Source organism: Streptomyces sp. NPDC057280, assembly GCF_042668605.1.
GTDB lineage: Bacteria > Actinomycetota > Actinomycetes > Streptomycetales > Streptomycetaceae > Streptomyces.
The window spans coordinates 1,607,590-1,632,289 of sequence record NZ_JBHUYR010000001.1 but is presented as its reverse complement, the minus strand read 5'-3'; the positions used below and the strand labels follow the sequence as shown (position 1 = coordinate 1,632,289).

At 71.4% G+C, this 24,700-nt stretch carries 21 protein-coding genes and 1 pseudogene; 14 read left to right on the top strand and 8 right to left on the bottom strand.

Annotation, left to right across the window (positions count from 1 at the left end; genetic code table 11):
• Positions 1-212: 212 nt before the first annotated feature.
• A complete protein-coding gene (locus ACFUO4_RS07440) occupies positions 213-1,712 on the bottom strand; it encodes an MFS transporter (RefSeq protein WP_383480774.1) in 1,500 nt (499 codons plus the stop codon).
• A gap of 120 nt (positions 1,713-1,832) precedes the next feature.
• Between ACFUO4_RS07440 and ACFUO4_RS07435 the strand changes: the two genes are divergently transcribed.
• Positions 1,833-2,810, top strand: a complete 978-nt coding sequence (locus tag ACFUO4_RS07435; protein ID WP_383480771.1) for an Lrp/AsnC family transcriptional regulator — start codon at positions 1,833-1,835, stop codon at positions 2,808-2,810.
• Between the two features lie 7 nt (positions 2,811-2,817).
• Here the strand turns inward: ACFUO4_RS07435 and ACFUO4_RS07430 are convergent, their stop codons facing one another.
• Positions 2,818-3,681: a LysR substrate-binding domain-containing protein gene (locus ACFUO4_RS07430; protein WP_383480768.1), complete on the bottom strand. Its 864-nt coding sequence runs from the start codon at positions 3,679-3,681 to the stop codon at positions 2,818-2,820.
• A gap of 163 nt (positions 3,682-3,844) precedes the next feature.
• Here ACFUO4_RS07430 and ACFUO4_RS07425 point away from each other — a divergent pair, with 163 nt between their 5' ends.
• A complete protein-coding gene (locus ACFUO4_RS07425; RefSeq protein WP_383482356.1) occupies positions 3,845-4,858 on the top strand; it encodes a bile acid:sodium symporter family protein in 1,014 nt (337 codons plus the stop codon).
• On the opposite strand, the gene ACFUO4_RS07420 is transcribed toward ACFUO4_RS07425, so the two are convergent.
• On the bottom strand, positions 4,794-6,023 hold the full coding sequence (locus tag ACFUO4_RS07420) for a DUF4185 domain-containing protein (protein WP_383480765.1): 1,230 nt from the start codon (positions 6,021-6,023) through the stop codon (positions 4,794-4,796). The genes ACFUO4_RS07425 and ACFUO4_RS07420 overlap by 65 nt on opposite strands.
• 133 nt (positions 6,024-6,156) lie before the next feature.
• Between ACFUO4_RS07420 and ACFUO4_RS07415 the strand changes: the two genes are divergently transcribed.
• Positions 6,157-6,684 (top strand): isochorismatase family protein, encoded by a 528-nt coding sequence (locus ACFUO4_RS07415; RefSeq protein WP_383480763.1) that lies wholly within the window; start codon positions 6,157-6,159, stop codon positions 6,682-6,684.
• A gap of 12 nt (positions 6,685-6,696) precedes the next feature.
• On the opposite strand, the gene fdhD is transcribed toward ACFUO4_RS07415, so the two are convergent.
• The 4 genes and pseudogenes from fdhD to ACFUO4_RS07395 all read right to left on the bottom strand — a co-directional run bounded on the left by fdhD (position 6,697) and on the right by ACFUO4_RS07395 (position 10,681).
• Positions 6,697-7,545, bottom strand: a complete 849-nt coding sequence (gene fdhD, locus ACFUO4_RS07410) for a formate dehydrogenase accessory sulfurtransferase FdhD (protein ID WP_383480760.1) — start codon at positions 7,543-7,545, stop codon at positions 6,697-6,699.
• A gap of 6 nt (positions 7,546-7,551) precedes the next feature.
• Positions 7,552-7,683 (bottom strand): annotated as a pseudogene (locus ACFUO4_RS07405) (Fe-S-binding domain-containing protein); the annotation flags it as partial.
• Between the two features lie 116 nt (positions 7,684-7,799).
• Positions 7,800-9,713 carry a molybdopterin oxidoreductase family protein gene (locus ACFUO4_RS07400; RefSeq protein WP_383480757.1) on the bottom strand — a complete coding sequence of 638 codons (1,914 nt, stop codon included), beginning with the start codon at positions 9,711-9,713 and terminating at the stop codon, positions 7,800-7,802.
• Positions 9,710-10,681, bottom strand: coding sequence for a 2-dehydropantoate 2-reductase (locus ACFUO4_RS07395; protein ID WP_079311687.1), 972 nt, complete (start codon positions 10,679-10,681; stop codon positions 9,710-9,712). Before ACFUO4_RS07395 ends, ACFUO4_RS07400 begins: the two co-directional genes overlap by 4 nt.
• A gap of 236 nt (positions 10,682-10,917) precedes the next feature.
• On the opposite strand from ACFUO4_RS07395, the gene ACFUO4_RS07390 reads away from it, so the two are divergent.
• From ACFUO4_RS07390 to ACFUO4_RS07375, 4 genes are all read left to right on the top strand, one after another.
• A complete protein-coding gene (locus tag ACFUO4_RS07390) occupies positions 10,918-12,255 on the top strand; it encodes an OFA family MFS transporter (protein WP_383480754.1) in 1,338 nt (445 codons plus the stop codon).
• Positions 12,218-12,358 (top strand): hypothetical protein, encoded by a 141-nt coding sequence (locus tag ACFUO4_RS07385; RefSeq protein ID WP_179143552.1) that lies wholly within the window; start codon positions 12,218-12,220, stop codon positions 12,356-12,358. Before ACFUO4_RS07390 ends, ACFUO4_RS07385 begins: the two co-directional genes overlap by 38 nt.
• Before the next feature lie 150 nt (positions 12,359-12,508).
• Positions 12,509-13,456 (top strand): beta-ketoacyl-ACP synthase III, encoded by a 948-nt coding sequence (locus ACFUO4_RS07380; RefSeq protein WP_383480751.1) that lies wholly within the window; start codon positions 12,509-12,511, stop codon positions 13,454-13,456.
• A gap of 100 nt (positions 13,457-13,556) precedes the next feature.
• On the top strand, positions 13,557-14,234 hold the full coding sequence (locus tag ACFUO4_RS07375) for a GntR family transcriptional regulator (RefSeq protein ID WP_383482353.1): 678 nt from the start codon (positions 13,557-13,559) through the stop codon (positions 14,232-14,234).
• Positions 14,235-14,594: 360 nt separating this feature from the next.
• Here the strand turns inward: ACFUO4_RS07375 and ACFUO4_RS07370 are convergent, their stop codons facing one another.
• The gene (locus ACFUO4_RS07370) at positions 14,595-15,785 is read right to left on the bottom strand and encodes a low temperature requirement protein A (RefSeq protein WP_383480748.1); all 1,191 of its coding nucleotides are present in this window, start codon (positions 15,783-15,785) and stop codon (positions 14,595-14,597) included.
• A gap of 214 nt (positions 15,786-15,999) precedes the next feature.
• Here ACFUO4_RS07370 and ACFUO4_RS07365 point away from each other — a divergent pair, with 214 nt between their 5' ends.
• The 7 genes from ACFUO4_RS07365 to ACFUO4_RS07335 all read left to right on the top strand — a co-directional run bounded on the left by ACFUO4_RS07365 (position 16,000) and on the right by ACFUO4_RS07335 (position 24,669).
• Positions 16,000-17,181, top strand: coding sequence for an ROK family protein (locus tag ACFUO4_RS07365; protein WP_383482350.1), 1,182 nt, complete (start codon positions 16,000-16,002; stop codon positions 17,179-17,181).
• Between the two features lie 182 nt (positions 17,182-17,363).
• Positions 17,364-18,881, top strand: coding sequence for a sugar ABC transporter ATP-binding protein (locus tag ACFUO4_RS07360; RefSeq protein WP_383480745.1), 1,518 nt, complete (start codon positions 17,364-17,366; stop codon positions 18,879-18,881).
• Positions 18,878-19,897, top strand: coding sequence for an ABC transporter permease (locus ACFUO4_RS07355; RefSeq protein WP_079309428.1), 1,020 nt, complete (start codon positions 18,878-18,880; stop codon positions 19,895-19,897). Before ACFUO4_RS07360 ends, ACFUO4_RS07355 begins: the two co-directional genes overlap by 4 nt.
• 17 nt (positions 19,898-19,914) lie before the next feature.
• Entirely contained in the window at positions 19,915-20,952 is a 1,038-nt protein-coding gene (locus ACFUO4_RS07350) for a substrate-binding domain-containing protein (protein WP_383480742.1), read from the top strand.
• Positions 20,953-21,035: 83 nt separating this feature from the next.
• Positions 21,036-22,244, top strand: a complete 1,209-nt coding sequence (locus ACFUO4_RS07345; RefSeq protein ID WP_383480739.1) for a Gfo/Idh/MocA family protein — start codon at positions 21,036-21,038, stop codon at positions 22,242-22,244.
• Between the two features lie 15 nt (positions 22,245-22,259).
• A complete protein-coding gene (locus ACFUO4_RS07340) occupies positions 22,260-23,258 on the top strand; it encodes a sugar phosphate isomerase/epimerase family protein (protein ID WP_383480736.1) in 999 nt (332 codons plus the stop codon).
• A 61-nt stretch (positions 23,259-23,319) separates the two neighbouring features.
• Positions 23,320-24,669, top strand: a complete 1,350-nt coding sequence (locus ACFUO4_RS07335; RefSeq protein WP_383480733.1) for a ThuA domain-containing protein — start codon at positions 23,320-23,322, stop codon at positions 24,667-24,669.
• Positions 24,670-24,700 lie beyond the last annotated feature (31 nt).

Sequence of the window (24,700 nt, the reverse complement as noted above, 5' to 3'; positions counted from 1 at the left end):
CCGCACAGCGCCGTGAAAGCTACCCCACCCGCCGACGGGGCGGGAGGGGGTGCGGAATCGACCGACGTTCAGGTAGCGGCTGGTCAGCGCCGGAAAATGCGCTCACATGGGGAAGGGTCGGACAGAAAACTGACGGTTGCGTAAGTTTCGGGGCCGTAATCTCCACCGAATCTGTACGACCCGGCCACCCCGTGCCCGTCCCGTCGGAACGATCAGTTCCGCTGTGTCGCTTTCTCTTCCGTCAGCGTCGTCGCGGCCGGTTTCGTCACACCCGTGCGCACCGCGCCCGGCGTCCTGAGCAGGGCCAGGACCAGCACGCCGCCGACCACCGCCACCGCGCCGGCCGTCACCGCCGCCGTGTTGAGCCCCGAGGCGAACGCGGCCCGCAGCGTGTGCTCCGGGAAGGTGCCGCGCAGCGCGCCCGCTCCGCCGCCCGCCAGCGCGTGCGCCGCGTCGCGCGGCAGCGCGTCCGCCATCCGGGAGGTCAGCACCGTGCCGAAGAAGGCCAGGCCGAGCGCGTACCCGAACTGCCGGAAGGTGTTGACCGCGCCGCTCGCCATGCCCGACCGCTCCCGCTCCACCGTCGCCAGCGCGGCCCCCGCGACCGAGGGCGCCACCAGGCCCGTACCCACACCCACCAGGAGCAGCCCCGGGATCAGCGCCGTCGATGTCGAACCGGCGTCCAGGAACGCCATGCAGAACTGCCCGGCGCCGATCAGCAGCAGCCCGCCCCCGACCGTGAACCGGGCCGGCACCCCGTGCAGCAGCCGCCCGCCCGCCGCCGCCACCACGAACGCGGCCAGCGACAGCCACAGGAACACCAGGCCGCCGCGCACCGGAGACATCCCCAGCACGGTCTGCAGCCAGATCGAGGTGTACGCCATCACACCGAACGCCGCCGCGTTGAAGGCGAACGCGCCCGCCATCACCCCGGAGAACGCCGGCTTCAGGAACAGCCGCGGATCGATCAGCGGATCGGCGACCCGCCCCTCCACGACCACGAAGCAGACCAGTGCGAGGGCCGCGCCCGCGAAGGAGACGAGGGTGCCCGTGGCGCCCCAGCCGAGCGACCCGGCGCGCACCGCCCCGTACGTCACCCCGCCCGCGAATGCCGCGAACGTCACCGTCCCCGCCCAGTCGACCCGCCGTCCGGCCCGCCCGCGCGACTCCGGCACCGCGCGCAGCGTCAGCCACACCGCGACCACGCTCACCGGCAGGTTGACGTAGAAGATCCACCGCCAGCCGGGCCCGTCCGTCAGCAGTCCACCCAGCACCGGGCCCACCGCGGACGCCGCGCCTGCCACCGCGCCCCAGGTGCCGAGCGCGACCGACAGCCGCCGCCCCTGGTAGACCGACGCCAGCAGCGGCAACGTCGTGGCGAGCGTCGCCGCCGCGCCCGCCCCTTGCAGCGCCCGCGCGGCGACCAGCATCGTCGGGCCGGACGACAGGCCGCACAGCAGCGAGGCCCCGGCGAACACCACGACCCCGGTCACATGCACGCGCCGCCGCCCGAGCACATCAGCCGCGGCGCCCACCCCCAGCAGCAGTGCGGCCAGCGCCAGCGCGTAGGCGTCCATCACCCACTGCAGATCGCTCAGCGACGCGTGCAGCGCCGCCGCCATGTCCGGCAGCGCGACGATCGCGATCGTCACGTCCAGCAACAACATGAACGTGCCCAGACACACCGCCGTCAGCGGCCCCCAAGTACGCATGTCCTCAACTCCTCGTCCGTTCCTCGCCGGTGGGATGCGTGTGCCTCCGTACGATGGACTCGGCGCGGCCTATCGCGGCAGTAGGGGGCAGCGAAGCGCCGGAACTCGACAGGATTGGGCATGCTGGAGACGGAATACTCCACACTCGACCGGCTGGACCTTCAGTTGCTGGCCGGGCTGGAGGTCAACGGCCGGGCCTCCTTCAGCCGGCTCGGCACGGTGCTCGGGGTCTCCGACCAGACGATCGCGCGCCGCTTCCGCCGGCTCAGCGCCGAGGCGGGGCTGCGGGTCGTGGCGATCCGGGACGGATACCGGCTCGGCCAGGACCAGTGGATGCTGCGCTTCCGCTGCGCCCCCGACAGCTCCGCTGCCATCTCGGAGGCCCTCGCCAAACGGCCCGACACGGGCTGGATCGGCCTCGCCTCCGGAGGCACCGAGATCGTCTGCATGACCCGGCCCCGCAGCCCCGGCGACCACGACGAACTCCTGCTCGGCAAGCTCCCCCGCACCCCGAGCGTCGTCGACATCCGCGCCCACCAGTTGCTCCACCGCTTCTACGGCGGCCCCAGCGGCTGGTCGAAGAAGTTCGGCCTGCTCACGGACGAGCAGATCGCCGCGCTGCGCGCGCACCCGGAGCCCGACCCGGGACCGGCCCGGATCGACCCGGACGACGAACCCCTCCTCGCCGTCCTCGAACGCGACGGCCGCGCCGGCTACCCCGAACTCCAGCGCGCCACCGGCCGCTCCGAGTCCGCTGTCAAACGCCGGCTGGCGGCGCTGCTCGCCTCGGGCGCCGTCTACATCGACCTCGAGTACCACACCGAGGTCTTCGGCTTCCGCCGCGCCGCCGTCCTGTGGATCACGACCGCCCCGGGTGCCCTGCACTCGGTCGGCCAGGCCCTCGCCGCCCACGACGAGGTCGCCTTCGCCAGTGCCACGGCCGGCCCCTCCAACCTCTTCGTCACCGTCGTCGTCCGGGACACGGCGGCCCTCTACGCCTACCTCAGCGGCCCCGTCGGCCAACTCGACGGCGTCCGGCACGTGGAGGTGACACCGTTCCTGCGCCAGGTGAAACAGCTGACGTACGCCAAGCCCTAGGCGAGACCTAGCCTCGGTGCAGCCGGTCCCCGCTCGTCAGGACCGCCGCCGCCAAGGCGTCCGCCGCGCCCTGGGACGTCGTACGGCGATGGCCGTGGACCAGGACGAAGTCGACGCGGCCCAGTTCCGGCAGGCCGGAGCGTTCCGGCACGCGCACCAGCCCCGGCGGGATCAGGCCCCTGGAGTGGGCCATCACGCCGAGTCCGGCGCGGGCCGCCGCGATCAGGCCGTTGAGGCTGCCGCTCGTGCACGCGATCCGCCACTCGCGGCCCTGCCGCTCCAGCGCCTCGAGGGCGAGCGCCCGGGTGATGCCGGGGGGCGGATAGACGATCAGGGGGACAGGGCGGTCCGGGTCGAGGCGGAGGCGCTCCGCGCCGATCCACACCAGGCGGTCGTGCCAGACGAGTTCACCACGGGGGTCCTCCGGGCGGCGCTTGGCGAGGACCAGGTCCAGCTTCCCGGCCGCCAACTGCTCGTGCAGCGTGCCCGAGAGCTCCACGGTCAGCTCCAGGTCGACCTCGGGATGGTCGTGGCGGAAGCGCTCCAGGATCTCCGGCAGCCGGGTCAGCACGAAATCCTCCGACGCCCCGAAGCGCAGCCGGCCGCGCAGCCGGGTACCCGTGAAGAACGCCGACGCCTGCTCGTGCACCTCCAGGATGCGGCGCGCGAAGCCGAGCATCGCCTCGCCGTCCTCCGTCAGCTCCACCGAGTGGGTGTCCCGGGTGAACAACTGCCGCCCGGCCGCGTCCTCCAGCCGCCGTACGTGCTGACTCACGGTGGACTGTCGCAGCCCCAGCCGCCGGGCGGCCTGGGTGAAGCTCAGGGTCTGCGCCACCGCCAGGAACGTACGCAACTGGGAAGGGTCGTACATGGCGCCCACGTTATCGCGAGACGTGATGACAGTCAGAGCGGTATGAAGGATTCCCGATCAGGGGAGGGAGGAGGACGATGGAGGGGGGTCGCACGGCCCCGGTACCGCCGACAGCACGACGAGTATGTGGAGCACCGTGAAACGCCTGCGCCGGCCGAGTCGGATGCCGATCGACCCGTACATCCTGCTGCTCCTCGGGACGGTGGGCCTCGCCGCCCTCCTTCCGGCGCGCGGCACGGGTGCGGACGTGGCGTCCGGCGCCTCCACGGCCGCCATCGCCTTCCTCTTCTTCCTGTACGGCGCCCGCCTGTCCACCCGCGAAGCCCTGGACGGCCTCAAGCACTGGCGCCTGCACGTCACGGTCCTCGCCTGTACGTTCGTGATCTTCCCGCTGCTCGGCATGGCCGCCCGCGGCCTCGTCCCGGTCCTGCTGACCCAGCCCCTCTACCAGGGCCTGCTCTTCCTCACCCTCGTCCCCTCGACGATCCAGTCCTCGATCGCCTTCACCTCCATGGCCCGCGGCAACGTGCCCGCCGCTATCTGCGCCGGCTCCTTCTCCTCCCTCGTCGGCATCGTCATCACGCCGCTGCTCGCCGCGGCCCTGCTCGGCAGCAGTGCGGGCGGCTTCTCGGCCGACTCGCTGGTGCAGATCGTGCTCCAGCTGCTGGTGCCGTTCGTCGCGGGGCAGGTGCTGCGCCGCTGGATCGGCGGCTTCGTCACCCGGCACAAGAAGGTCCTCGGCCTCGTCGACCGCGGTTCGATCCTCCTCGTCGTCTACACCGCGTTCAGCGAGGGCATGGTCCAGGGCATCTGGCACCAGGTCAGCCCGCTCAGGCTGGCCGGACTGCTCGCCGTCGAGGCGGTGCTGCTCGCCGTGATGCTCGCGCTGACCTGGTACGGGTCCAAGGCGCTGCGCTTCGATCGCGAGGACCGGATCGCCATCCAGTTCGCCGGCTCCAAGAAGTCCCTCGCCTCCGGACTGCCCATGGCGAGCGTCCTGTTCGGCGCACACGCCTCGCTCGCCGTGCTGCCCCTGATGCTCTTCCACCAGATGCAGCTGATGGTCTGCGCGGTCATCGCCAAGCGCCGCGCCCACGACCCCGAGCCGGGCGTCACGGCACGGGTTTCAACCGCAGCGTCACGAACCGCGGTCGGTACAGGGACACGTTCCGGTTGAGCTGTGCCGCCGCGGCGGACGGGTCCAGCCAGTTCACGTCGTAACTGAGCACCAGCCGGCCGCCGCCCAGGGCCGGGTGGACCTGGGGGTTGTAGGCCGCCACCTGCCCCTCCGGCAGCGCGGGGGTGAAGTCCTTCGTCGGCCCGTGCCAGGGCCCGCTCGGCGCGCACGCCCAGTACGAGGTGACGGTGGTCAGCCCCGCCGTCCCCGCCGCCATCGTGAACAGCACATACGTCCCGTCCGCCCGCACCACCGAGAACGCGCTGCCCACGCCCGTGCGTCTGCGCTCGTCGCCGAGCACCGCGGCCGGTCTCGCCCCGGCCCGCCAGTCGGAACCGTCCCAGTACTGCCAGGCCCCCGGCTCGCCGAGCCTGCCGTCCGGGACCCGTGCCGCGTACGCCGACGACACCGGCCGGGACGCCGCCTGGCCGTCGTCGCCACCGAAGACGTAGGTCCACCCGCCCTGCTCGACGAGCGTCGTACCGAACAGCACCCGCCGGGACGGGTCGGGGACCAGCTGCTGGTCCAGCACCTTGACGATCGACTCCACCCGCAGGTCGGGCAGCGACAGCGTGGCCACCTCGGTGGCCGTGGGCGTCCCGTAGATCCACGGCGCGGCCGCCGCCGTGCGCACCCACAGCACCACCCGCAGCACCTGCTCCGACGACCCCGGCGACCGGGGCTCCACCCGCGCCGCCACCGGCCAACGCCACTGATTCGGCCCGGGGTCGGGGAACAGCGGCGCCGGAAGCGTGCTCTCCAGCCGCCCGTCCCGCATCAGCACCGCCGAGTTGCGCACCAGCGGTGCCGCGGTGTCCCGCCACGCGTACGATTCCCCGACCGGGTTGGGCGGCGCGTACACCTGCCCGAGATAGGTGTCCGAGAACAGCCACAGCACCCGCCCGTCCGGCAGCCGCACCGAGTGGGTGCCGTCGCCGCCGGTCCAGTCGTCGGCGCGGGTCGCGTCGTCGCCGTACCGGGCGAACTCGGAGGTGAGCGGCTCGTCCGGCGACCACGATCCGACGGTACGCGGCACGCAGCCGCGCGTGTCCGGCCGGTCCTCGTCCTCGGGCAGGGCCGTGAGCAGCACGGCCCCGAGAACCAGGGCCAGCACCAGACCGAGCCCCGTTCCCGTCCGCTGTCGTGCTCGTACGTCGTGGGGCACCCACGGGACGTTAGTGGCCGGCGCTCATGTGGTCCATGGGGCGGTGTTCCGCGGGCGGCCGAACGCCACCATTTCATCGGCCTGTTGATCCGGATTTCCGGTACGGAGGGCTGACGGCGGATAACGTTCCGTCATGACCGCACCCCTCGCGCTCGACCCCGCGCGCAGCGCCCTCGTCCTCGTCGATCTGATGGACCGGATCGTCGCGCTGCCCCTGGAGCCCCGCAAGGGCACCGAAGTCCTCGGCACCGCCCAGGAGTTGGCGACCGCCTTCCGCTCGGCGGGCGCCCATGTCGTCCTCGTCCGCGTCGAGCGCCCCGGCGTCCCCGAACAGCCGCCCGGCAGCGGGCTGGTGGCCGGCCTGGCCGGGGACGGCGACATCGAGGTCGTCAAGCGCACCATCGGCGGCTTCCAGGGCACCGATCTGGACGAGCGGCTGCGCGAACGGGGCGTCACCACCCTCGTGTTCGGCGGCATCGCCACCAACCTCGGCGTGGAGTCCACGGCCCGGGCCGCCGGGGACCTCGGCTACGACCTGGTCTTCGTCGAGAACGCGATGGCGGCGCTCACGGCGGCGGAGCACGACGCGTCGGTACGGCTGGACTTCCCCCGCCTCGGCACGGTGGTGCACTCGGCGGAGGTCCACTTCACGGCGTCCTGACCGCCCCCCGGTTCACCCTTGGGCCGACGCGGCCCGGAGGGCGACGCGCTCCTCGCCCGCGTACACGTTCATGGACCGGCCCCGCAGGAACCCCACCAGCGTCAGCCCCGTCTCCGCGGCCAGGTCCACGGCCAGCGAGGACGGGGCGGAGACCGCCGCCAGCACCGGGATCCCCGCCATCACGGCCTTCTGCGCCAGCTCGAAGGAGGCCCGCCCGGACACCAGCAGGATCGCCTGTGACAACGGCAGCCCGCCGCTCTGCAACGCCCGCCCCACCAGTTTGTCGACCGCGTTGTGCCGGCCGACGTCCTCCCGGATGTCCAGCAGTTCCCCCTCTCCGCTGAACAGTGCGGCGGCGTGCAGACCCCCGGTCCGGTCGAACACCCGCTGTGCCGCGCGCAACCGGTCGGGGAGGCTCGCGAGCAGTTCGGGGTCGACCCGGACCGGGGGAGTGTCGGAGATGGGCCAGCGCGCCGTGGTCCGCACCGCGTCCAGGCTCGCCTTGCCGCACAGCCCGCAGGACGAGGTCGTGTACACGTTCCGTTCGAGGGTGATGTCCGGGATCTTGACGCCGGGCGCGGTCCGCACGTCGACCACGTTGTAGGTGTTGGAGCCGTCGACCGTGGCGCCCGCGCAGTACACGATGTTCTGGAGGTCGCTCTGCTCGGCCAGGACCCCCTCGCTGACGAGGAACCCCGCGGCGAGCGCGAAGTCGTCGCCGGGGGTGCGCATGGTGATCGCGAGCGGTTTGCCGTTGAGCCGGATCTCCAGTGGCTCCTCGGCGACGAGCGTGTCGGGCCGGGTGGAGACCGCCCCGTCGCGGATGCGGATCACCTTGCGTCGTTCCGTGACTCGTCCCATGGCTGATCAGTCCCGGTTCTGTATGTACTGGTGGCCGAAGCGGCCCTTGGCGCGGAGATGGCCGCGGGTCGCCGGGCCGTCGTGCGGGGAAGTGACCTTCACGATCTCATTGTCCTGCATGCGCAGGGTCGGCGGGCAGGGCGCGGGCCGTAGGGTGACCGAGAGCAGGGGGTGGCCGGGGGCGAGCCCGTACGCCTCGGCCAGGTGCCACGGTGAGCCGTCGATGCTGTTTGCGGCGCAGGTGCACAGTCGCGTCACCCCACAGAGGTGACGAGCGGGAGCTTGTCGACGCGGATCGCCGTCGCCCGGTACTCGGCGGCGCCCGCGATCGGGCAGCGGGCCGCCGGCGTCCGCCGATCGGCGTCCGTCCCGTGGGGGAGACCCAGCGTCGTGAAGGCGAGCCCCGGTCGCAGCGCGGTGTCGATCCACACGGATGCGACGAGGGAGCCGCGCCGCGAGGTGATCCGCACCTTCTCGCCGACCACCACCCCATAGCGCTCGGCGTCCTCCGGACACAGCTCGACGCACGCCCCGAGGCGCGACGGGGACGGCGTACTCCCGCCCGGAACAGGGGAGTCGAGCCGTCGGCCCGTGGTGAGGCGGATCGGGAACCGCTCGTCGGTGAGGTCGGCCGGCGGGACCTGCGGCACCAGCCCGAACGGCGCGCGCCTGCCCCGCCGGGCCGGGTCGGCCTCCCACAACCTGCCGTGCGGATACGGCGGTTCGAGATCGCGGATGCTCGGGCAGGGCCACCGGAGGCCGTCGTGCTCCTCCAGGCGCCGGTACGTCATCCCGTAGTGGTCCGGCGACACCGACCGCAGCTCGTTCCAGACGGCCTCGGCGTCGGCGTACGCCCAGACATGTCCGAGGCGTCCGGCCAGGTCGCGGATGATGTCGACGTCCGCGCGGGCCTCCCCGGGCGGCTCGGCGGCCTTGCGTATGCGCCGAACCCGCCGTTCGCCGTTGGTGGTGGTGCCCTCGGACTCCGCCCGGCCCGAGGCCGCGGGCAGCACGACGTCCGCCAGCTCGGCCGTGCTCGTGCGGAAAGCGTCCTGCACGACGAGGAAGTCCAGCGCCTTCAGACGCCGCACCGCCCGCCCGCCATCGCCCTCGGACCAGCGCGCCGGGTCCTCGCCGACGCAGTACACGGCACGCACCCCGCCCGTCTCCATCTCCTCGAACATCTCCGCCAGGTCCAGCCCGGGCTGCGCCGGCAAGACGGTGTCCCACGCCGACTCGAAGCGCAGCCGCGCGTCCGGGTCGCGGACGTCCTGGAAGCCGGGCAGACGATGCGGTACGGCACCCATGTCGACGACGCCCTGGACGTTGCCGGGGCCGTACAACGGCTGAAGTCCCGAGCCGGGGCGGCCCACATGGCCGGTCAGCAGGGCGAGGTCGATCAGTGCGCGGACGTTGTCGGTGCCGTTGCGGTGCTCGGTGACCCCGAGGGTCCAGCAGAGCTGGGCGCGCTCGGCCCGGCCGTACGCGTGCGCCAACTCCCTTATGGCCGGGGCAGGTACGCCGGTCACCTTCTGTGCGAGCGACAGTGTCCAGGGCTCCACGAGCGCCCGGTACTCCTCGAAGCCGCTCGTGGCCCGCCCGACGAACGTCTCGTCGACCAGGCCCGCCTGGATGATCTCCCGCCCGATCGCGTGCGCCAGCGCGATGTCCGTACCGACGTTGAGCGCGAGCCGGCCCTCCGCCCACTCCGCGGTGGACGTCCGCCGCGGGTCGACCACGTACAGGCGGGCGCCGGCCTGCACACCCTTCAGCACATGCTGGAAGAAGACCGGGTCCGCCACCCCGGCGTCGGAGCCCCACAGCACCACGACATCGGTCCGCTCGATCTCCTCGTACGACGATGTCCCGCCCCCCGCGCCGAACGCGGCCGCCAGCCCCGCGACGCTCGCGGTGTGACGTCCGCGGCCGCCGGAGTCGATGGTGTGGGTGCCCATCACGACCCGGGCGAACTTCTGCGCCAGATAGTTCGTCTCGTTGGTCGCCCGGGCGCACGAGAGCATCCCGAACGCCCCGCGATGCCGCCGCAGCCCGCGCGCCACCCGGTCCAGCGCCTCGTCCCAGCTCGCCCGGCGGAACTCCGCGTCCCGCGCGTCCCGCACAAGCGGATGCGTGAGCCGCGGATACGTCTTCTGCCGGTGTTCGTTCATGCGGCGGTCTGGTGGGCGAGGAGGTCACTGAGGGCGTGGATGGTGGCGAGGGTGGGGGTGGGAGTGCGGGTGAGGCCGGCGAGTTCGAGGACGGCGGTGAGGAGGACGTCGAGTTCGAGGGGTTTGCCGGCTTCGAGGTCCTGGAGGGTGCTGGTGCGGTGGTCGCCGACCTTTTCGGCGCCGGCCAGGCGGCGTTCGATGGTGATGTCGGGGTGGCAGTCGAGGGCGGCGGCGACGGCCAGGGTTTCCTCCATCATCGTCTCGATGACATGGCGGGTGCCGTGGTGGCGGCACATCTCGCGCATGGTGGCGCGGGCGAGGGCGCTGATGGGGTTGAAGGAGATGTTGCCCAGGAGTTTGAGCCAGATGTCGTTGCGGAGGTCGGGTTCGACGGGGCATTTCAGCAGGCCGGCCTGCATGGCCTCGCTGAAGTCCTTGCAGCGGGGGGAGACGCTGCGGTCGGGTTCGCCGATGGAGAAGCGGGTGCCTTCCAGGTGCCGCACCACACCCGGGGCTTCGAGCTCGGTGGCCGCGTAGACCACACATCCGATGGCCCGCTCCGGGGCGAGCACCGCACTGACCGCTCCGCCGGGATCGACACTCTCCAGCCGGCGCCCGTCGTGGGGCCCGCCGTGCTGGTGGAAGTACCACCAGGGGATGCCGTTCTGGGCGGCGATGACGGCGGTCGTGTCGTGCAGAAGAGGCTCGATGAGCGGCCCGCACGCCGCGTACGAGGTGGCCTTCAGCCCGAGGAAGACGTAGTCGACCGGGCCGATGTCGGCCGGGTCGTCGGTGGCGTGCGCCTTCGCGGTGAAGTCACCGCGGGGAGAGAGCACCTGGACACCGTGTCGCCTCATGGCCGCGAGATGCGGTCCACGGGCGATCAAGTGCACGTCGGCACCTGCGCGATGCAGGGCGGCGCCGACGTAGGCGCCGATGGCTCCGGCGCCGAGGACTGCGACTTTCATGCTGGGGAGCTCCGTTCGGTCGAGGGTGTACCGCGGAACCGTCGAAGTATGTCGACGACATATTGTCTACAGTATGTAACCCAGGGCGGCAAGGGTTCGCGCGGCGGTGGACCGCCGCGCGACCGCGCCCGGACACCGGATGCCCCGACCGTTCGGCGCGCCCCGCATACCGCTCATCGCATACGGTCGACGTGCCGCCTTCTCAACTCCCGTGTATCTCCCTACTGTCCGGGATCATGAGTCCCCCTGTCGCACCGGCCGGCTGGAGCCGTTGGCTCGTTCCCCCCGCCGCCCTCTCGGTCCACCTCTCCATCGGTCAGGCCTACGCCTGGTCCGTGTTCAAGCCGCCTCTGGAGTCCGCCCTCGGTCTGAGCGGCACCCAGAGCGCCCTGCCCTTCCAGCTCGGCATCGTCATGCTCGGCCTGTCCGCCGCCTTCGGCGGCACGCTCGTGGAGCGCAACGGGCCGCGCTGGGCCATGACCGTCGCGCTCATCTGCTTCTCGTCCGGGTTCCTGCTCTCCGCGCTGGGCGCGGCCACCGAGCAGTACTGGCTGATCGTCCTCGGCTACGGTTTCGTCGGCGGCATCGGCCTCGGCATCGGCTACATCTCGCCCGTCTCCACCCTGATCAAGTGGTTCCCGGACCGGCCCGGCATGGCCACCGGCATCGCCATCATGGGCTTCGGCGGCGGCGCGCTGATCGCCTCGCCCTGGTCGGCGCAGATGCTGGAGTCGTTCGGCTCCGACAGCTCCGGGATCGCGCTGGCGTTCCTCGTGCACGGCCTGTCGTACGCCGTCTTCATGACCCTCGGCGTGCTGCTCGTACGCGTACCGCGTACCGAGAAGCCGGTGGAGGGGGCGCCCAGCGTCACCTCCGGGCCGCAGGTCTCGGCGCGCAGTGCCGTGCGCACCCCGCAGTTCTGGAGCCTGTGGGTCGTGCTCTGCATGAACGTGACCGCGGGCATCGGCATCCTGGAGAAGGCCGCCCCGATGATCACGGACTTCTTCAAGGACAGTTCGACAACGGTGTCAGCGTCCGCCGCGGCCGGTTTCGTCGCGCTGCTGTCGGCGGCCAACATGGCGGGCCGGATCGGCTGGTCGTCCACCTCGGACCTGATCGGCCGCAAGAACATCTACCGCCTCTACCTGGGCGTGGGTGCGCTGATGTACCTGCTCATCGCGCTGGTCGGCGACTCGTCCAAGCCGGTGTTCGTGCTCTGCGCGCTGGTGATCCTGTCCTTCTACGGTGGTGGCTTCGCCACGATCCCCGCCTATCTGAAGGACCTCTTCGGGACGTACCAGGTCGGCGCCATCCACGGACGGCTGCTCACCGCCTGGTCCACGGCCGGTGTGCTCGGGCCGCTGATCGTGAACTGGATCGCCGACCGGCAGGAGGAGGCCGGCAAGAGCGGTTCCTCCCTCTACACCCTGTCCCTGTTCATCATGATCGGGCTGCTGGCGGTCGGGTTCGTCGCCAACGAGCTGGTCCGGCCCGTCCACTCCCGTCACCACATCCCCGCACCGAGGGAGGCCGCCGATGTCGCAGCACGACAGCAGTCCGCAGAGTCCGCCTGACCGGCGGCCGCTGATCGCCTTCGCCTGGCTCTGGGTGGGGGTGCCGCTCGCCTACGGGGTGTACGAGCTCGTACAGAAGGCGACGCAGCTGTTCACCGGGTGACTGTTCGGTAGCTGTTCGGGCGTCCGAGGGCCTGACAGAAGCCGACAACCCGGGCGCCCGATTCCTGTCGCCTTACCTGACGCCGTACCGGTGAGTCACTCACCAGACTGGTGGATCCCGCTACCCAAGTTTTCACGAGGGGGACCCCCAATGAACGGCTCGCGTATCGCCGCCGTCGGGCACTACCAGCCCGCCAAGGTACTCACCAACGAGGACCTGGCGGGCATGGTGGACACCAGCGACGAGTGGATCAGGAGCCGGGTGGGCATCCGTACGCGGCACATCGCCGGGCCCGACGAGCCCGTCGACGAGCTGGCCGCGCACGCCGCCGCCAAGGCGCTCGCCGCCGCCGGGCTCGTGCCCGGTGACATCGACCTGGTCCTGGTGGCGACGTCGACGGCCGTCGACCGGTCCCCGAACATGGCCGCCCGGGTCGCCTCCCGGCTCGGCATCCCCTCGCCGGCCGCTATGGACGTCAACGTGGTGTGCGCGGGCTTCACCCATGCGCTCGCCACCGCCGACCACACCGTGCGGGCCGGGGCGGCGACACGGGCGCTCGTCATCGGCGCCGACAAGATGTCCGAGGTCACCGACTGGACCGACCGCACCACCTGTGTGCTCGTCGGGGACGGGGCGGGGGCCGCGGTCGTCGAGGCCTGCCCGCCGGGCGACGAGGCCGGCATCGGGCCGGTGCTGTGGGGGTCGGTGCCCGAGATGGGGCACGCGGTGCGCATCGAGGGGCAGCCCGCGCGGTTCGCCCAGGAGGGGCAGAGCGTGTACCGGTGGGCGACCACCCAGCTGCCGCCGATCGCCCGCAAGGCCTGCGAGAAGGCGGGGCTCGCGCCCGAGGACCTCGCCGGGGTCGTGCTGCACCAGGCCAATCTGCGGATCATCGAGCCTCTCGCCCAGAAGATCGGCGCCGTCAACGCGGTCGTGGCCCGCGATGTCGCCGAGTCGGGCAACACGTCGGCGGCCAGCATTCCGCTCGCCTTCTCCAAGCTGGTCGAGCAGGGGGCGCTGTCCTCCGGGGACCCGGTGCTTCTGTTCGGGTTCGGGGGGAACCTGTCGTACGCGGGGCAGGTCGTGCGGTGCCCGTGAGGCGCTCATGACAGGAAGGCGCCGTAGACTGTAGACGAAAGCCAATTCATACTGGCTTTCGGCTGCAAGTGCCCGCGCTGCCCGGAGGGACGGACCGATGTTGTCGACGACTGGCCTGCCACAGGGTGCGGTGCCCAAGCTCGAACGTCCCGGCCCGCTGCGCGACCGTGTCTACGAGGCACTCCTCGAACTCATCACCACCCGGGCTCTCCAGCCCGGCCAGCATCTCGTCGAGAGCGAGCTCGCCGGGCACCTCGGCGTCTCGCGTCAGCCGGTGCGCGAGGCGCTGCAGCGGCTGAACACCGAGGGGTGGGTCGATCTGCGGCCCGCCCAGGGCGCGTTCGTGCACGAGCCCACCGACGAAGAGGCCGACCAACTCCTCACCGTACGCACGTTGTTGGAGGCCGAGGCGGCCCGGCTCGCCGCGGTCGACGCGGACAGTGCCGGTGTCGCGGCCCTGCGGGACATCCTGGCGGAGGGCCTCGCGGCCGTCGCCGCGGACGACGTGGACGCGGCCGTCGTCCTCAACGCCCGTTTCCACGCCACGATCATGCGGCTGGCGGGCAACACGGTCCTCGCGGAGCTGGCCGCCCAGGTCGACCGGCGGGTGCGCTGGTACTACACGCCGGTGGCGCGGCAGCGCGGACAGCAGTCCTGGATCGAGCACCGCGAACTGATCGCCGCGATCGAGGCACGGGACGAGGCGCTGGCGAGCCGCCTCATGCGCGAACACACGGAGCACACCCGCCGCTCGTATCACGCCCGCGCGAAGTCCTAGGCGTAGGCCGGGAGTTGGGGAGGGGTGGGACCGGTCCCTCCCCACGTCGAGTTTTGAGGCGCAGGTCAGGGGTTGGGTGGGTCCTCGGTCCCGTCCGGGGCGGGGTGGGCCCTCAGTTCCGTCCGAGGGCGCGTGGGGCCGCAGACCCGTCCGGGGGCGGGTGGCCCGCAGTTCCGTCCGGGGTCGGGCGGGCCCTCAGTTCCGTCGGGGGTCGGGTGGGCCCTCAGTTCCGTCCGGGGTCGGGCGGGTCCGCAGTTCCGTCCGGGGGCGAGTGGCCCGCAGTTCCGTCGGGGGTCGGGCGGGCCCTCAGTTCCGTCCGGGGTCGGGTGCGCCCCCAGTCCCGTCCGGGTCGGTGGGGCCTCAGTCCGGAGTCGGCGTGGCCCTCACCCCGATCCGTGCCGGCTCCCGGTCCCTCTCGCCCCACCGTGCCTCCACCGCCAGCATCGTCACCAACAGCGCCACCAAGGCGAGCAGTTCGACCACCGCCGACGTCCGCACACCCAGCAGTGCCGCCGCCAGGGCCACCGGCGCTGCCGTCGCGCGGAAGCGGACGGGGTGCAGGCGCAGGGTCGCGCGGAACGCCACGTCACCGGCGAGGAAGAGGGCGACGCCGCCCGCGAGGGCCAACGCCGGGCCGGTGTGGAGGTGTTCGGTGAGATGGCCGAGGGTCTTCTTCACGCCCGCCGCGAGGAAGGCGATGCCGAGCAGCATCGGCAGGAAGGCGTAGTAGTACGCGTTCATCGCCAGCCGGAAACGGGCCGCCGCGGGCGTGGCGCGGAAGACCTCCTCCGCCCGTTCCTCGTCCCGGACGAAGTACGTCCACCACAGCGCGGTCGCCAGGGCGAGTGCCAGGAACGCGCCGCCGAACAGGCCCGCCGTGAGCGGCAGATCGCCGATGCCGATGCCGATCGCGATGACGGACTCACCGAACGCGACGATGAGCAGCAGCCCGTGCCGCTCCACGAAGTGCGCGGGGTTCAGGCTGCCGAGCTGGGCACGCAGTGCCTCGGGAGTGCGGCCGTCGGCCCGGCCGGGACCGCGCTCGGCGATGTACGGCGTCACGAACTGCAACGCCAGCGCGAGCACCCACAGCCCGTCCGCGGCCAAACCGTCCAGCAGGCCCGCGACCGTCACCGAGACGCCGGCCAGCGCGTTCGGGACGCCGTACCAGATCGAGTCCCGGCCGTGGCTGCGGGTGTAGAGCGCGGTGTGTACGACGACCACCAGCAGGAAGCCGAGCCCGAAGACCACGCCGGTGTCGTCGAAGACGCGGGGGACCGCCAGCGCGCAGACCATGAACCCGCCCATGCCGAGCATGAGCCCCAGCCGCCGTGACGGGCGGTCCGGCGGGACCTGGTTGGTGAGGTACGCGTAGGCCCCGTACATCCAGAACAGCACGAGGAAGATGAGCGCGACGCGAGCGGCCGTGGCGAAGGACAGGTCACCGGCGAGCAGCACGGTGAGCTGGGTGAGGGTGAAGACGAAGACGAGGTCGAAGAAGAGCTCGAGCGTCGTGACCCTGCGGTCCGGTTCCTCCACTGCGGAGTTCATGTGGTCCCCCTGTGTCGATGATGATCAGATCGTATGAGGGACGCGGTGCCGGGCCGCACCGGACGGCCCGGCACCCTTTCTTTGTCCTGTGAGTGGAAGAAGTCGACATCAATTCGTGCACAGCTTCTTCCCAGGTACGGCAGCCGCTGCTACGTTCCCCTCGAAAGCACGACGGCAGTCGGCCGGTCGAGGCGGGGAGGGGCAAGTGAGACGTATGACGGCACGTCCCGCCAACACGCATCAGGCCCGGCTGCTCAAGCTGCTGCGCGACGGGGGTCCCAACTCCCGGGCGCAGTTGGGCGACCTGGTGGATCTGTCGCGGTCGAAGCTGGCCGTGGAGGTGGACCGGCTGCTGGAGACGGGCCTGGTGGTGGCCGATGGGCTCGCCGCCTCGCGCGGTGGCCGCCGTTCCCACAACATCCGGCTCAACCCGGGGCTGCGTTTCCTCGGTGTCGACATCGGTGCGACCTCGGTCGACGTGGCCGTCACCAATGCGGAGCTGGAGATCCTCGGTCATCTCAACCAGCCGATGGATGTCCGTGAGGGTCCGGTCGCGGTGTTCGAGCAGGTCCTGTCCATGGCGGCGAAGTTGAAGGCCACCGGGCTTGCGGAGGGTTTCGACGGGGCCGGTATCGGTGTTCCGGGGCCGGTGCGTTTCCCGGAGGGTGTGCCGGTGGCGCCGCCGATCATGCCGGGCTGGGACGGTTTCCCGGTGCGGGAGGCGCTCAGTCAGGAGCTGGGCTGTCCGGTGATGGTCGACAACGACGTGAACCTGATGGCGATGGGGGAGCAGCATGCGGGTGTCGCGCGTTCCGTGGGTGACTTCCTGTGCGTGAAGATCGGTACCGGTATCGGGTGCGGCATCGTGGTGGGCGGGGGTGTCCACCGGGGTGTCACCGGTAGCGCGGGCGACATCGGGCACATTCAGGCCGTGCCCGACGGGCGGCCCTGCGCCTGCGGCAACCGGGGCTGCCTGGAAGCCCACTTCAGCGGCGCCGCGCTCGCCCGGGACGCCGTGGAGGCGGCCCAGCAGGGGCGGTCGGCGGAACTCGCCGGCCGGCTGGAGACCAACGGCACCCTGACCGCCGTCGACGTCGCCGCGGCGGCCGCCGCCGGTGACGCCACCGCCCTCGACCTGATCCGTGAGGGCGGCAACCACACCGGCCAGGTCATCGCCGGCCTGGTCAGCTTCTTCAACCCCGGCCTGGTGGTGATCGGCGGCGGCGTGACCGGCCTCGGCCACACCCTGCTGGCCGCCATCCGCACCCAGGTCTACCGCCAGTCGCTGCCGCTCGCGACCGGCAACCTGCCCATCGTTCTCGGGGAGTTGGGCCCCACCGCCGGAGTCATCGGCGCGGCCCGGCTGATCAGCGACCACCTGTTCTCGCCCGCGTAACCCACCTCGTCACGCGTCACTCCGTACGACTCGCCATCCACCTCGTCGCGCGTCACTCCGTACGACTCGCCATCCACCTCGTCGCGCGTCACTCCGTACGACTCGCTGCCTCGCCCTGCCCTCGCACCCGCTGCTTCGCCCTGCCCTGAAACCGGCCCGCACGCCCGCCAAGGGGAATCCGCATGGCACCAGAACCTCCGCTGCTCACCATGTCCGGCATCACCAAGTCCTTCCCCGGAGTCCGGGCCCTCGACGGCGTCGACCTCGACGTCCAGGCCGGTGAAGTGCACTGCCTCCTCGGTCAGAACGGGGCCGGGAAGTCCACCCTCATCAAGGTGCTGGCCGGTGCCCACCAGCCCGACGACGGCGTGATCAGCTGGCGCGGCGAGCCGGTCACCCTGCGCTCGCCGATCGCCGCCATGCGCCTCGGCATCGCCACCATCTACCAGGAACTCGACCTGGTGGAGCACCTGTCCGTGGCCGAGAACGTCCACCTCGGCCATGAGCCGACGGCCGCCGGCTTCGTCGTGCGAAGGAGGAGCGCGCGAGCCTCGACGGCCCAGCTCCTGAAGCGGCTCGGGCACGCGGAGATCGATCCCGGGCGCCTGGTCGGCGAGTTGTCGGCGGCCCAGCAACAGATCGTCTCCATGGCCCGCGCCCTCTCCCACGACGTACGGCTGATCGTCATGGACGAGCCGTCCGCGGCCCTCGACCCGGACGAGGTCGACAACCTGTTCCGCATCGTCGGCGACCTCACCGCCGACGGCGTCGCCGTCGTCTACATCTCCCACCGGCTGGAGGAGATCCGGCGCATCGGCGACCGGGTGACCGTGCTGAAGGACGGCCGGGCCGTCGCGGGCGGGCTGCCCGCGAAGACGACCCCGACCAGCGAGGTCGTGGCCCTGATGACGGGCCGCAACGTCGAGTACGTCTTCCCGGACCGGCCCGCCGCCGCCCCCGAGGGCACCCCCGTCCTCGAGGTGCGCGGGCTCGCCCGGGAGGGCGAGTTCGAGCCGCTCGACCTCACCGTGCATCCCGGGGAGATCGTCGGACTCGCCGGACTGGTCGGCTCCGGACGCTCCGAGATCCTGGAGACGATCTACGGGGCGCGCAAGCCCTCGGCCGGGCAAGTGAGCGTCGGCGGGCGGCCGTTGAAGACCGGCAGCGTGCGCGCCGCCGTCCGCGCCGGACTCGGGCTCGCCCCCGAGGAACGCAAGGCGCAGGCGCTGCTGATGCTGGAGTCCGTCACCCGCAACGTCTCGGTCTCCTCCATGTCCCGCTTCTCGCGCGGCGGTTGGCTCGACCGGAGCGCCGAGCGGGGCGCGGCCCGGGCCGCCACCCGGGAACTGTCGCTGCGACCCGACAACCCCGCCGTGCCGGTGCGCACCCTGTCCGGCGGCAACCAGCAGAAGGCCGTCCTGGCCCGCTGGCTGCTGCGCGGCTGCAAGGTCCTGCTGCTGGACGAGCCGACCCGGGGCGTCGACGTCGGCGCCCGCGCCGAGCTGTACGCCGTGATCCGCCGGCTGGCCGACGAGGGCCTGGCCGTGCTGCTGGTCTCCAGCGAGGTCCCCGAGGTGCTCGGCCTGGCCGACCGTGTCCTGGTGCTGCGCGAGGGGCGCGTCGTCCACAGCGCCCCCGCCCGCGAGCTCGACGAACACCGCGTACTCGACCTCGTCATGGAAGGAAGTCCGGCGTCATGACGCAGCATGCCTCCCCGCCCCGGGACGACACCGGCAAGGTGCCGTCGGCCGGTCAACCCCCCGTCTGGCGTGGCCTGTTCGCCCACGCCGACGTCCGTACCCTGTCCCTCCTCGGAGTGCTCGCCGCGCTGATCCTGGTCGGCGGCATCACCAAGCCGGACGAGTTCCTGGACACCCGCAACCTCCAGCTCGTCCTCACCCAGGCCTCCGTGATCGGCGTCGTCACCGTCGGCATGACCTTCGTGATCATGTCGGGCGGCATCGACCTGTCCGTCGGCGCGATCGTCGCCCTCGCCTCGGTGTGGGCCACCACGGTCGCCACCCAGGAGTACGGCTTCGGCGGCATCCTCCTCACCGCCGTGCTCGTCGGCCTCGGCTGCGGCCTCGTCAACGGACTGCTCATCGCGTACGGCGGGATGGTCCCGTTCATCGCCACCCTCGCCATGCTCGCCTCGGCACGCGGCCTCGCCCTGCAGATCACCGACGGCAAGACCCAGATCGTCACCGTCGACTCCGTCCTCGACCTCGGTCTGCGCGACGCGTACGTGCTCGGCATCCCGCCGCTCGTCATGGTCTTCGCCGTCGTCACCGTCATCGGCTGGCTGGTCCTCAACCGCACCACCTTCGGCCGCCGCACGGTCGCCGTCGGCGGCAACGCGGAGGCCGCCCGCCTCGCCGGCATCGACGTCCGCCGCCAGCGCCTCTACCTCTACCTGCTGTCCGGACTGTGCTGCGGCATCGCCGCCTTCCTGCTGATCATCCTGTCCGGCTCCGGCCAGAACACCAACGGCAACCTCTACGAGCTCGACGCGATCGCCGCCGCGATCATCGGCGGCACGCTGCTCAGCGGCGGCCGCGGCACCATCACCGGCTCCGTGCTCGGGGTCCTGATCTTCACCACGATCACCAACATCTTCGCCCTGAACAACCTGCAGAGCGACGTCCAGCAGATCGCCAAGGGCGCGATCATCGTCGCCGCCGTGCTGGTCCAGCGCCGTACCGCAAGCACGACCTGAGGAAAGGGTTCACCGCCATGACACAGCTCCCCACACGCAGAGGACTGCTCTTCGGGGCCGCCGCCGTATCCGCGGGTGCCGTCCTCGCAGGTTGCACGAGTAACGACTCCGGCGACGAACCGGCCGCGAACGACCAGCCGGCCGCCGACGACAAGCCCGGCAAGGCCGTCACCATCGGCTTCGCCGGCCCGCAGGCCGACCACGGCTGGCTCAACGCCATCAACGACAACGCCAAGAGCCGGGCGAAGAAGTACTCCGACGTGACGCTGGAGATCACCGAGGGCTCCAACGACACCGCCGCCCAGATCGGCCAGATCGAGACCCTCATCAACAAGAAGGTCGACGTCCTGGTGATCCTGCCCGCCGACGGCAAGGCCCTCACCCAGGTCGGCCTGAAGGCGATGCGCGCCGGGATACCCGTCATCAACCTCGACCGCATCTTCAACTCCCCCCAGGCCTACCGCTGCTGGATCGGCGGCGACAACTACGGCATGGGCCTCAACGCCGGGCACTACATCGGCGAGAAGCTCAAGGGGAAGTCGGACGCCCGGGTGATCGAGCTGGCCGGGCTCGACAACCTGGAGCTCACCCAGCAGCGCACCAAGGGCTTCGACGACGCCCTGAAGAACTACCCCAACGTCAAGAAGGTGGCCCGCCAGGCCGCCGAGTTCACGGTGGAGTCCGGGCAGGCGAAGATGGCCCAACTCCTCCAGGCCCAGTCGAAGTTCGACGCGCTGTGGAATCACGACGACGATCAGGGCGTCGGCGCGCTGCGCGCCATCGAGCAGGCCGGCCGCGACGACTTCCTGATGGTCGGCGGCGCGGGCGCCCTGTCCGCCTTCCAGGCCATCAAGAAGGACGACGGCGTCCTCAAGGCGACCGTCCTGTACCCGCCGACCATGGCCGCCTCCGCGATCGACCTCGCCCGCGCCCTCGGCCAGAGCAAGGGCGTCGGCGGCCTCGCCGAGTTCGAGATCCCGGCGTCGATCACGCTCTACTCGGCCGTCGTCGACAAGTCCAACGTCGACCAGTACATGTCCACCGGTTTCAAGTGAGCCGCTCCGCCCGGCGGACCGGACGACTCCGCCGGGCGGACCGCACCCCCCACCGCGCCACGACGACGAGGAGGACATTGCGCATGGCACAGCCGCAGCAGTCAGAAGGAGAAGGCGCCGACAAGCCGCCGCTCCGCGTGGGCATGGTCGGTTACGCCTTCATGGGCGCCGCCCATTCCCAGGGCTGGCGCACCGCGGGACACGTCTTCGACCTGCCCCGGCAGCCGGTCCTGTCCGCGATCTGCGGGCGCGACCCGGACGCCGTGCGGGCGGCGGCCGACAAACACGGCTGGGCGGCGGCCGAGACCGACTGGCGGGCGCTGATCGCCCGCGACGACGTCGACCTCGTCGACATCTGCACCCCCGGCGACAGTCACGCCGAGATCGCCGTCGCCGCCCTCGCCGCAGGCAAGCACGTGCTGTGCGAGAAGCCCTTGGCGAACTCCGTCGAGGAGGCCGAGACCATGACGCGGGCGGCCGAAGAGGCCTATGGGCGCGGCCAGTTGGCCATGGTCGGCTTCAACTACCGCCGGGTCCCCGCCACCGCGCTCGCCCGGAACATGATCGCCGAGGGCCGCGTCGGAAAACTGCGGCACGTGCGCGTGGTGTACCTCCAGGACTGGCTCGTGGACCCGGAGTTCCCGCTCACCTGGCGGCTGCGCAAGGAGTACGCCGGCTCCGGCGCGCTCGGCGACCTCGGCGCGCACATCGTCGACCTCGCCCAGTACCTGGCGGGGGAGCGGCTGGCCGGGGTGTCCGCGATCACCGAGACCTTCGTGCACGAACGGCCCCTGCCGGCCGGCGCAGTGAAGGGACTGTCGGCCGTGTCGGCCGGAGGCACCGCCCCGGTCACCGTCGACGACGCCGCCCTGTTCACCGGCCGCTTCACCTCCGGCGCCCTCGCCACCTTCGAGGCCACCCGCTACGCCACCGGTCGCAAGAACGCCCTGCGCATCGAACTCAACGGGGACAAAGGCGCGTTGGCCTTCGACCTGGAACGCCTCAACGAACTCTCGTACCACGACGGCACCGAACCCGGCGCGCACGCCGGCTTCCGCCGCATCCTCGTCACCGAGCCCGACCACCCCTACCTGGAGGGCTGGTGGCCGCCGGGCCACGGCCTCGGCTACGAGCACAGCTTCGTCCACCAGGCCCGCGACCTCGTCCACGCGGTCGCCGAGGGCCGCCGCCCCGACCCGTCCTTCGCGGACGGCCTCCAGGTGCAGCGGGTCCTCGCCGCCGTGGAGGAGAGCGCGCAGAAGAACTCCGTCTACACGCCCATCACCGTCTGAGGAGGGTTTTCCCCTATGCCGCGCCAGTTCACGCTCTTCACCGGCCAGTGGGCGGACCTCCCCCTGGAGGAGGTCTGCCGTCTGGCCCGTGACTTCGGCTACGACGGCCTCGAACTCGCCTGCTGGGGCGACCACTTCGAGGTCGACAAGGCGCTCGCCGATCCCGGCTATGTGAAGTCCCGCCACCAACTCCTCGAGAAATACGGTCTGAAGTGCTGGGCGATCTCCAACCACCTGGTCGGTCAAGCGGTCTGTGACGCCATCATCGACGAACGGCACCAGGCGATCCTGCCGGGCGACATCTGGGGCGACGGCGATCCGGAGGGGGTGCGGCAGCGGGCGGCGGCCCGCATCGCGGACACCGCACGGGCCGCGGCCGCGTTCGGGGTGGACACCGTCATCGGGTTCACCGGGTCGGCGATCTGGCATCTGGTGGCGATGTTCCCGCCCGCCCCGGAGGCGATGATCGAGCGCGGCTACGAGGACTTCGCCACCCGCTGGAACCCGATCCTGGACGTCTTCGACGCCGAGGGCGTGCGCTTCGCCCACGAGGTGCATCCCAGCGAGATCGCCTACGACTACTGGACCACCCGGCGCGCCCTGGAAGCCGTCGACCAACGGCCCGCGTTCGGGCTGAACTTCGACCCCTCGCACTTCGTGTGGCAGGACCTGGACCCGGTCGGCTTCCTGTACGACTTCCGCGACCGGATCTACCACGTCGACTGCAAGGAGGCCCGCAAGCGCCTCGACGGCCGCAACGGCCGGCTGGGCTCGCACCTGCCCTGGGGCGACCCGCGCCGAGGCTGGGACTTCGTCTCCGCCGGACACGGCGACGTGCCCTGGGAGGACGTCTTCCGGATGCTGCGCTCCATCGGCTACGACGGGCCGATCTCGGTGGAGTGGGAGGACGCCGGCATGGACCGCCTCCAGGGCGCCCCCGAAGCGCTGCGCAGTCTCAAGGCGTACGACTTCGAGCCCCCGACCACCTCCTTCGACGCGGCCTTCGGCAACTGACTGCTCGTCAACTCGGCCCGGGATGAAGGTGTATCCCGGCACGCCTGAGGAGGAACACGCGATGCGCGCAACCACACGTACGGCGACGGCAGTTGCGGGGGCCGCGGTGCTCCTGGGCTGTGTCTCAGGACCGGCCGCCTCACAGGGCGGCCACGACGGCAAGCGAGTCCTGGTCTTCTCCAAGACCGCCGGCTTCCGGCACGACTCCATCCCCGAAGGCATAGCGGCCGTGCGGCAGCTCGGCGAGACCAACGGCTTCACCGTCGACGCCACCGAGGACGCCGCCGCCTTCACCTCCCGCAACCTGCGCCGTTACGACGCGGTCGTCTTCCTGTCCACCACCGGCGACGTCCTCGACGCCGCCCAGCAGACCGCGTTCGAGCGCTACATCCGGCACGGCGGCGGCTACGTCGGCATCCACGCCGCCGCCGACACCGAGTACGACTGGGAGTTCTACGGCGGGCTCGCCGGCGCCTACTTCCAGTCGCACCCCGCGATCCAGCCCGCGACGGTCACCGTCGAGGACCGCGCCCACCCCGCCACCTCGGGCCTGGCACGGACCTGGAACCGGACCGACGAGTGGTACAACTACCGCTCCAACCCCCGGGAGAAGGCCCACGTCCTCGCCTCCCTCGACGAGTCCTCGTACACCGGCGGCACCATGAACGGCGACCATCCGATCGCCTGGTGCCAGAACTACCAAGGCGGACGCGCCTTCTACACGGGCGGCGGCCACACCAAGGAGTCGTACGCCGACCCGCTGTTCCGCCAACACCTCGCGGGAGGAATCCGCTACGCGATCGGCGCCGCCCATGCCGACTGCCGCCCGGAGAACGGCTACCGGCCGCTGTTCGACGGCACCTCGCTGGACGGTTGGCAGCAGGCGGGTCCGGGCTCCTTCACCCTCTCCGACGACGGCACGCTCACCTCGTCGGGCGGGATGGGGATGCTCTGGTACGCCGCGTCGGGCTTCACCTCGTACTCCCTGAAGCTCGACTGGAAGATGGCCGGCGACGACAACTCCGGTGTGTTCGTGGGCTTCCCGCCCTCGGACGACCCGTGGTCCGCCGTGAACAACGGCTACGAGATCCAGATCGACGCCACGGACGTCCCCGAGAAGACGACGGGCTCCGTCTACGGCTTCCGGTCCGCCGACCTAAAGAAGCGCGACCGCGCCCTGAACCCGCCGGGGGAGTGGAACACGTACGAGATCCGCGTGGAGGGCGAACGGCTCCGCGTCTGGCTCAACGGCGTGAGGATCAACGATTTCACCAACACCGACCCGGCCCGGAGCCTGCGTGACGGACACATCGGCATCCAGAACCACGGAGCCGACGACCAGGTGTCCTTCCGGAACGTCCGGATCAAGGAACTGCCCGTGAAGGCCGCGCAGGCCGCGCCGGGCGACTGAGCGGCGGCGGGCGGGGGACGCCGGACCCCCG